Annotated in this window: 6 protein-coding genes and 1 pseudogene; 1 reads left to right on the forward strand and 6 read right to left on the reverse strand. The window is 73.4% G+C overall.

Going from position 1 to position 8,194, the window contains the following annotated elements; all coding sequences use genetic code 11:
* Positions 1-45 precede the first annotated feature (45 nt).
* Positions 46-1,161 carry an alanine dehydrogenase gene (gene ald, locus ACWCO3_RS27455; protein ID WP_145783517.1) on the reverse strand — a complete coding sequence of 372 codons (1,116 nt, stop codon included), beginning with the start codon at positions 1,159-1,161 and terminating at the stop codon, positions 46-48.
* A gap of 228 nt (positions 1,162-1,389) precedes the next feature.
* Between ald and ACWCO3_RS27460 the strand changes: the two genes are divergently transcribed.
* Entirely contained in the window at positions 1,390-1,731 is a 342-nt protein-coding gene (locus ACWCO3_RS27460) for a TM2 domain-containing protein (protein ID WP_408630584.1), read from the forward strand.
* Positions 1,732-1,819: 88 nt separating this feature from the next.
* Here ACWCO3_RS27460 and ACWCO3_RS27465 read toward each other — a convergent pair whose 3' ends face one another.
* The 5 genes and pseudogenes from ACWCO3_RS27465 to ACWCO3_RS27485 form a co-directional block, all read right to left on the reverse strand.
* Positions 1,820-2,425: an NUDIX hydrolase gene (locus ACWCO3_RS27465; RefSeq protein ID WP_357936872.1), complete on the reverse strand. Its 606-nt coding sequence runs from the start codon at positions 2,423-2,425 to the stop codon at positions 1,820-1,822.
* Positions 2,422-4,173, reverse strand: coding sequence for a CTP synthase (locus ACWCO3_RS27470; RefSeq protein WP_145783524.1), 1,752 nt, complete (start codon positions 4,171-4,173; stop codon positions 2,422-2,424). Before ACWCO3_RS27470 ends, ACWCO3_RS27465 begins: the two co-directional genes overlap by 4 nt.
* A 152-nt stretch (positions 4,174-4,325) precedes the next feature.
* Complete coding sequence (locus ACWCO3_RS27475; protein WP_450012781.1) at positions 4,326-6,698, reverse strand: hypothetical protein; 2,373 nt, start codon at positions 6,696-6,698, stop codon at positions 4,326-4,328.
* Positions 6,698-7,867 (reverse strand): glycosyltransferase family 4 protein, encoded by a 1,170-nt coding sequence (locus ACWCO3_RS27480; RefSeq protein WP_450012783.1) that lies wholly within the window; start codon positions 7,865-7,867, stop codon positions 6,698-6,700. Before ACWCO3_RS27480 ends, ACWCO3_RS27475 begins: the two co-directional genes overlap by 1 nt.
* Positions 7,864-8,194: pseudogene (locus tag ACWCO3_RS27485) on the reverse strand (virulence factor MviN); the annotation flags it as partial. The gene ACWCO3_RS27480 and the pseudogene ACWCO3_RS27485, both read right to left, overlap by 4 nt.

Genomic DNA, 8,194 nt, shown 5'->3' on the forward strand with positions numbered 1-8,194 from the left:
CGCCCACGCCGGCGGAATCCGCGTTGCCGGTCAGCGTGCCGCCGTTCAGGCCAGCACGTCGGCCAGCGGGAGCACGTCCATGCCGTGCGACTCGGCGACCGGACCGTAGGTGACCCGACCGTCGTGGGTGTTCAGGCCCAGCGCCAGCGCCGGGTCGTTGCGCAGCGCCTGCCGCCACCCCTGGTTGGCCAGCTCCAGGGCGTACGGGAGGGTGACGTTGGTCAGCGCGTAGGTGCTGGTGTTCGGCACCGCGCCGGGCATGTTCGCCACGCAGTAGAAGATCGACTCGTGCACCTTGTAGACCGGGTCGGCGTGCGTGGTGGGGCGCGAGTCCTCGAAGCAACCGCCCTGGTCGATGGCGATGTCGACGAGCACGCTGCCCGGCTTCATCCGGGAGACCAGCTCGTTGCTGATGAGCTTCGGGGCCTTCGCGCCGGGCACCAGCACCGCGCCGATGACCAGGTCGGCGTCGAGCACCGCCCGCTCGACCTCGTACGCGTTGGAGGCGATGGTCTGCAGGTGACCCCGGTAGATCGCGTCGGCCGAACGCAGCCGGGCGACGTTCTTGTCCAGCAGCAGCACCTCGGACTGCAGGCCCAACGCGATGGCGGCGGCGTTCAGGCCGGAGACGCCCGCGCCGATGACGACGGTCTTGGCCGCGTACACGCCGGAGACACCACCGGGCAGCACACCCCGACCGCCACCGGTACGCATCATGTAGAACGCGCCGACCTGCGGGGCGAGCCGGCCGGCGACCTCGGACATCGGGGCGAGCAGCGGCAACGACCGGTCGGGCAGCTCCACCGTCTCGTACGCGATGCCGGTGACCTTGCGGTCGACGAGCGCGTCGGTGCACTCCTTGGAGGCGGCCAGGTGCAGGTAGGTGAAGAGCACCTGCCCCTCGCGCATGCGGTGGTACTCCTCGGCGACCGGCTCCTTGACCTTGAGGACCAGCTCGGCGGTCTGCCACACCTCGTCGGCGGTGTCCAGGATCTTCGCGCCCGCGGCGGCGAACTCCTCGTCGGTGATGCTGGAGCCTTCACCGGCGCCGGACTCGACGAAGACCTGGTGGCCGCTGCGGGTGAACTCGTTGACGCCCGCTGGCGTGATCGCCACGCGGTACTCGTGGTTCTTGACCTCGCGTGGGATTCCGACCTTCACGATGCAGACACCTCTCTTCGGGGCTGCTCTCCCCCGACTGCTCGGTGCCGCAATGGCCCCTTTGCCACCGCGGTCCACCGGTCCCGCCGGCGGCAGTCTAGGCGCGCCCCGCGCCGCCGAGAGCCAGCACAGTGACATCCGGTGCCCGAGTGTCCTGACGATCTGTCAGGGCACCGAACCGGGCTCTGCGGCGGATGGTCGCCTCAGCCGTCAGGACAGTGTTCGGCCATCATCGTCCCATCTGTCGGGTGGCGCTGCGGACAGCGGGCAAGTGGATCACTAGTGTGTCCGCCCATGACCACTCCTCCTTACCAGCCCGGGTACCCCCAGCCGGGGTACCCGCAGGGCGTGTCCGACAAGAGCAAGATCATCGCGGGCATCCTCGGCATCCTGCTGGGCACCTTCGGTGCCGGTCGGTTCTACACCGGACACACCAAGATCGCCGTTCTCCAGCTCGTCGTGAGCGTGGTGACCTGCGGCTTCGGCGCCCTCTGGGGCGTCATCGACGGAATCCTCATCCTGGTGAACGGCGGCACCGACGCCCAGGGCCGGCCGCTGCGCGACTCCTGAACCAGACCGACAGCAAACCGGGGCCCCGCGGCTGACCGCGGGGCCCCTGTCGTCGTACTCCCTCACCGGTGCGAACCGGCGGCGCTGCTCAGCGGGGCAGCGGCGCGTCCGCCCGACGCAACGTCGACCAACCGGTGTCCCGGGAGCGGGCCGCGGCGAGCAGCCCGGCCACCGCGGACGCGTTGGTGATCTCACCGGCCAGGACCATCGCGACGGCCTCGTCCAGGTCGATCCGGACGACCTGGAGGTCGGCCTCCTCGTCGTGGCGCTCGTGGCGCTCGTCGGCCGGCACGTCGGCGATGTCCCGGGCCAGGAAGACCCGCACCACCTCGTTGGTGAACCCGGGCGAGCTGTGCAGGTCGACCAGCACGTCGACCCGCCCGGCGGTGAGGTCCGCCTCCTCGGCCAGCTCCCGCAGGGCGGCCGACGGCAACTCCTCGCCGGAGACGTCCATCAGCCCGGCGGGCAGCTCCCACAGGTGTCGCCCGACCGGGTGCCGGTACTGGCGGATCAGCACCACCTGACCGGCGTCGTCGAGCGCCACCACGGCCACCGCGCCGACGTGCCGCACCAGGTCACGCACCCCGGTCCCGCCGCCGGGCATGGTCACCTCCTCGGTGACCACGTCGAAGATGCGCCCCCGGTACCGCTCCTGCCGGGACCGCACCTCGTAGTGGTGCTCCACCTCGCTCACGAGGCCGAAGCGGCCTTCGTCGCGGCGCCGTTGCGGGCGGCCTTACGCGCCGACGGGGCGTCCGCCGCCGCGTCCAGGTCGACCGGCAACTGGTCGGCCTGCGAGTACGCCACAGCGGCCTTGACGAACGACGCGAACAGCGGGTGCGGGCGGGTCGGGCGGCTCTTCAGCTCCGGGTGCGCCTGGGTGGCCACGAAGAACGGGTGCAGACTGCGGTCCAACTCCACGAACTCGACCAACCGGCCGTCCGGGGAGGTGCCGGAGATGTGCAGACCCGCCTTCGTCAGCGCGTCCCGGTAGGCGTTGTTCACCTCGTAGCGGTGCCGGTGCCGCTCGCTGATCTCCGTGCTGCCGTACGCCTCGGCGACGAGCGACCCCTCGGTCAGCGTCGCCGGGTACGCCCCGAGCCGCATGGTGCCGCCCAGGTCGCCCTTGCCGGCGACGATGTCCTCCTGGTCGGCCATCGTGGCGATCACCGGGTGCGCGGCCTTCTCGTCGAACTCCGCCGAGTTCGCGCCGTCCAGGCCGGCCAGGTGACGGGCCACCTCGATGGTCATGCACTGTAGGCCGAGGCAGAGGCCGAGCAGCGGGATGCCGTTCTCCCGGGCGTACCGGGCGGTGCCGATCTTGCCCTCGATGCCGCGGACGCCGAAGCCACCGGGGATGAGGACACCGTCGACGCCGGCCAGGGCCGCCGCCGCGCCGGCCGGGGTGACGCACTCGTCGCTGGGCACCCACTTGAGCTGCACCCGGGCCCGGTGACCGAAGCCGGCCGCGCGGATCGCCTCGCTCACCGACAGGTACGCATCGGGCAGGTCGACGTACTTGCCGACCACCGCGACGGTGACCGTGTGCCGGGGCCGGTGCACCCGCTCCAGCAGGTCGTCCCAGCTGGCCCAGTCCACGTCCCGGAAGGACAGGCCGAGCCGGCGCACCACGTACGCGTCGAGCCCTTCGCGGTGCAGCACCTTCGGGATGTCGTAGATGCTCGGGGCGTCCGGTGCGGCGACGACCGCCTCGGCGTCCACGTCGCAGTACAGCGACAGCTTCTCCTTGAGCTTCACCGGGATCTCCCGGTCGCAGCGCAACACGATGGCGTCCGGCTGGATACCGATGTTGCGCAGCTGCGCCACCGAGTGTTGGGTCGGCTTGGTCTTCAGCTCACCCGACGGCGCCAGGTACGGCACCAGGGAGACGTGCAGGTAGAAGCAGTTGTCCCGGCCGAGGTCGTGGCGGACCTGACGGATCGCCTCCAAAAACGGCAGCGACTCGATGTCGCCGACAGTGCCACCCACCTCGGTGATCACCACGTCGGGGAGCTGACCGTCCTCGTCCGGGTCGGCCATCGCCAGGATCCGCGACTTGATCTCGTTGGTGATGTGCGGGATGACCTGGACGGTGTCGCCCAGGTATTCCCCACGCCGCTCCTTGGCGATCACGTCGGAGTAGATCTGACCGGTGGTGACGTTCGCCTTGCCGGACAGCGCCCGGTCGAGGAAGCGCTCGTAGTGCCCGACGTCGAGGTCGGTCTCCGCGCCGTCCTCGGTGACGAAGACCTCACCGTGCTGGAACGGGTTCATCGTCCCCGGGTCGACGTTCAGGTAGGGGTCGAGCTTCTGCATCACCACACGCAGCCCGCGCGCGGTCAGCAGGTTGCCGAGGCTGGAGGCGGTGAGGCCCTTACCCAGCGAGGAGGCGACGCCCCCGGTGACGAAAATGTGCCTGGTCGTCCGTGCTGATGGGGCCAAGGCCTGCTCCCGTGTCGTCTGTCGCGGTCATGCAGACCGCCGTGCTTGATCAGCAAAGTGATCACGCGATCCACGGGATTCGACGGTAACACCTCCCGGACGGCTACTCGCAGGCCGCACCCCAGCTGCGCCACCTGCGGGTCATCCGGCGCTCAGGAAGCGGCAACCTCGGTCGATGACCGGGTGGCCTGCCGGGGTGCCACAGCGGACCCGTCCGCGGTCGGCTCCGCCGGGTCGTCGGAGCCTGCGGTCGAGGCGTCCGGAGCCGGGGCCGCCGCCGGTGCGCTCGCGGGCGGGCCGCTGATCGGCCGGGGGTGGGCCGCGCCCAACGGCCCACCACCGGTCGGGATGTCACCCCCACCGGTCGGGCCGACCCCGCCGGAGCCCGAGTCGTCGTCGGCGCCGCTCTCGCGGAACCGGCCCGGGACCGGGCGGGTGCGGTCTGCGGCGTGCCCGAGCACCCGCAGCGACGCCAGGACGGCCATCGGCACCACCACCGCGGCGGCGGCGCCCATCACGTCCAGCGCCGCGCCGTCGAGCAGACCACCGAGCACCGCGGCGACCACCGTCCCGGCCAACGCGGCCCGGACCGCCGGGTAGATGCCGAACAGCCGCATCAGCCCACCCCACGGCTGCAACAGGGCGAACCACACCAGCAACCCGCCGGTCAGCGCCAGCACCGTCAGCGGGCTGTTGACCAACGTCTCGAAGTTCTCCGTGCTGGACCGGTGCACGGTGAACCCGCCGGTGCCGTCACCGAGGGCAGAGAGGAACCGCCCCAGGCTGCCCCGCTCCGCCGGCGGGCGACGCAGGTCCACCACACCGAAACCGATACCCACCGCCAGGGCGGCCATCGCGGCCCACGCCAACCGGCTGATCGTCAACCAGCCACCGGCGCTGATCACCGCGGCGACGCTCACCCCGGCGGTGAGCGCGATCGCCCCGACCGGGTCGGCGCCCAGGTACGGGCTGCCGACCACCACCACGGCGAGCCCACCCACGGCCACCGTCACCGCCGGCCGCCAACCCCTGGGCACCCGTTGGGCGAGCCAACCCCCGGCGAGCAACGCCCCGGCCAGGAACACTCCCAGCCCCACCGTGCTCAGCCCGGAGTACCGGCCGCCCTGCAACGCGGAGTAGCCGACCACACCGTTGAGCTGCAGGCTGGCCCCGGTGAGCACGTCCAGCCCGACGACCAGTGTGGTGAGGCCGGCCACCGCGCCGAGCGGGCCGAGGGTGCCCGCGTACCCGGGGGCGAACCGCACCGCGGCGGTGCCCGCCGCCACCAGCAGCGCGGTTACCCCGGCGAAGATCCACCCGGGGTGCTCGCCCTGCCACCAGGGCACCGCGTCGGCCAGCAAAGCCGCCGGCACCGTCAACGCCACGGCGACGAGCAGCAGCTCCACCACCGCCACGATCCGCCCGGAGACGGGGTTCGGGCCGGTCGGCCCGGCGTGCGGGCGGGCCCGGCGCAGCAACGGCAGGATTCCCAGCGCCAGCAGCACCTGCACCCCGGCCAGCACCGTGAAGAACACCCCGGAGACGTCGCGCTGGGCTGCGGCCTCCCGATCGGCGTCGGCCGGTGCGTCGATCGCCTCGGCCAGGTCCGCGGGACGACCACCGGTGCTGACCGCCGGACGGCCGAGGAAGAGCCGTTCCGGCATCGGCCGGCCCAACGCGGCGAGGGCGGTCGGCGCGAGGTCGACCAGTTGCAGGTAGCCGTCGCGGCCGGTGCTGGCCGAGGTGAGCCACCCCCGCTCCCAGCCCGGCCCGTCGGCGACCGCCACGTGCAACCGCGACGGCTGGGCGGTGTCGGAGATCCCCGCGACCAGCACCAACGACCGCGGTGGCCGGGCCGCCAGCACCCGGGCCAGTTGGGCGTCCGCCGCCTTGGCCTCCTCGGCGCGGGTCGCCGCGTCGGTCCCCTCGACGGTGCCCAGGTCGACGATGCTCAGCACGCAGGCGCCGAGCAGCGGCCGCGGGTCGGCGGGCAACGCCGGGGCGTACCTGTCGACGCGGCCGAACGGTCGGGCGGCGGCCACCGCCGCACCCGGGCCCACGGCGACGGAGCAGCGCACCGACTCCGACAGCGAGCCGGGCAGGGCGCCCCACGGCAGGCGCTGCTGGTTGTACTGGACCACGCTCTCCTGATCGGGCAGGTTCGCGCCGATGCCGTCCGGTTGTTCGACGGTCACCCCGGCCGTCGGGCAGCCCTCCGGCGAGCGGCTGCCGTTCCACGCGGCGAAGCTGCCCGCTCCCACTGTCAGCCAGCCGTCCACCGGGCAGGTGGGTCGGTGTGCGGAGCGCACCGACAGTGAGCCGATCGACCCCTCCTGGGCCATTCGCCACAACGTCGGGGTGCGCTGCGGGTCCACGTCCTCCCAGCGCAGCCCCGCGACCCCGGCCAGCACCACGAAGTCGGCGGTGCGTCGCGGGCTGTCCTGCGGCGGGCGGGCGGCGAGCGCGGCGACGCCCAACGACACCACGAGGATGGTCAGCAGGGCGGGGGTGATTCGGCGCAACATCACCGGTGTCCCGTTCTGGGGGCGTCGGAGCCCGGGGTGGCTGCCGGGCCGGCGCGGTCCGCGGCCAGCTCGGCGTAGAGGGCGACCAGCACGGCCACGGTGTCCGTCTCGGTCGGCCACGTCGCCGCCCGCTGCGCGCCACGACGGCCCAGCTCGGCCCGGGCCGCCGGGTCGTCCAGCAGCGCCCGCACCGCCGCATCGACCGCGTCGACGTCCCCCGCCGGGATCAGCGTGGCGGCGTCGCCGACCAGGTCCGGCAGCCCACCGACGGCGGTCGCGACCAGCGGTACGCCGGCGCGCAGCGCCTCCTGGGCGAAGAGTTGCCGGGCCTCCCAGTCGCTGGTCACCACCGCGAGGTCGGCGCCGGCGAGCAGGTCGGCCACGTCGATGCGGTGCCCCAGCAGGGTCACCGGGGCGCGGGCCGCGGAGGTCCGCGCGGCCAACGGCAGGTACGCCGGTCCGCTGCCGGCGATCACCACGACTGGCGGCGGGGTACGCGTACGCCACCGGGCCGCCGCGTCGATCAGCACGTCGTAGCGCTTCTGCGGGTGCAGCCGACCCACCGACAGGATCAACGGCTGGTCCGGGCGAACCCCGAACTCGGCGCGGACCGCCGCCGCGCGTCGGCTCGGCGCGGGCAGCATCGGCGCGGCGACCGGGGCGAGCCGGGCGTCGGCGGCGCCCAGCGCGGCGGCCCGCCGCACCAGGTCCTCGGAGGCACCCAGCGCCACCCGCGCGCCCCGGGCCACCACCCGTTCCACGAGCCGGGACACCCCGCCGCGCAGGCCACCCGCGAGCACCGCGTTGTGCCACGTGACGATCAGTGGCGCGGTGGGACGGGCCAGCACGGCGACCAACCCGGCGCGCAGGCCGTGGGCGTGCACCACGTCGACCCGGGAGGTGGTGAGCACCCGACGCAGGGTGAGCACCGCCCGGGCGTCGGCGGGCGTCGGGCTGGCCGGGATCTCCACCGGTTCGAACCGCGCACCGACGCCGGTGAAGTCGAACTGCTCCTGGGTCGCCGCCGGCCCGCAGACCAGGACTGTGGCACCGCCGGCGACGAGGCCACGCGCCACCGACCGCACATGCTGGCCGACCCCGCCGGTGCTGGACGCGAGCACCAACGCGACAGTGCCCGACCACCCGGCGGACAGAGCTGGCTCACTCATCGCGCAGCCGTCTCCTTCCCATCGCCCCGCTCCGGGGAGACCGCACCGGCCGTCGGACCGCCGCCCCGGGGTCCGCGTCGACGCAGACGCCGCAGCACCCCGGCGAGCAGTGGCGCTACGTCCCGCCGGTCGACGAACCAGACCACGGCGAGGAACACCGCCCCAACCAGAACCCCGGACAGCATGCCCTGACCGAGTGCCGCCGCCATCGTCGGGGTGCCGCCGCCCGACGAGTCGAGCCAGCGGCTGAGGCCCCACCCGGCGAGCGCGGCGAGCACACCGGCCAGCGCACCGGCGCCCGAGGCCCGTGCCGCGCCGGCCAGCGCC

This window comes from Micromonospora sp. NPDC002411 (genome assembly GCF_053592955.1).

Coding starts and splice junctions, on each gene's coding strand:
- ACWCO3_RS27480 (WP_450012783.1), bottom strand. CDS start 7,867: ATGAGTGAGCCAGCTCTGTCCGCCGGGTGGTCGGGCACTGTCGCGTTG.
- ACWCO3_RS27475 (WP_450012781.1), bottom strand. CDS start 6,698: ATGTTGCGCCGAATCACCCCCGCCCTGCTGACCATCCTCGTGGTGTCG.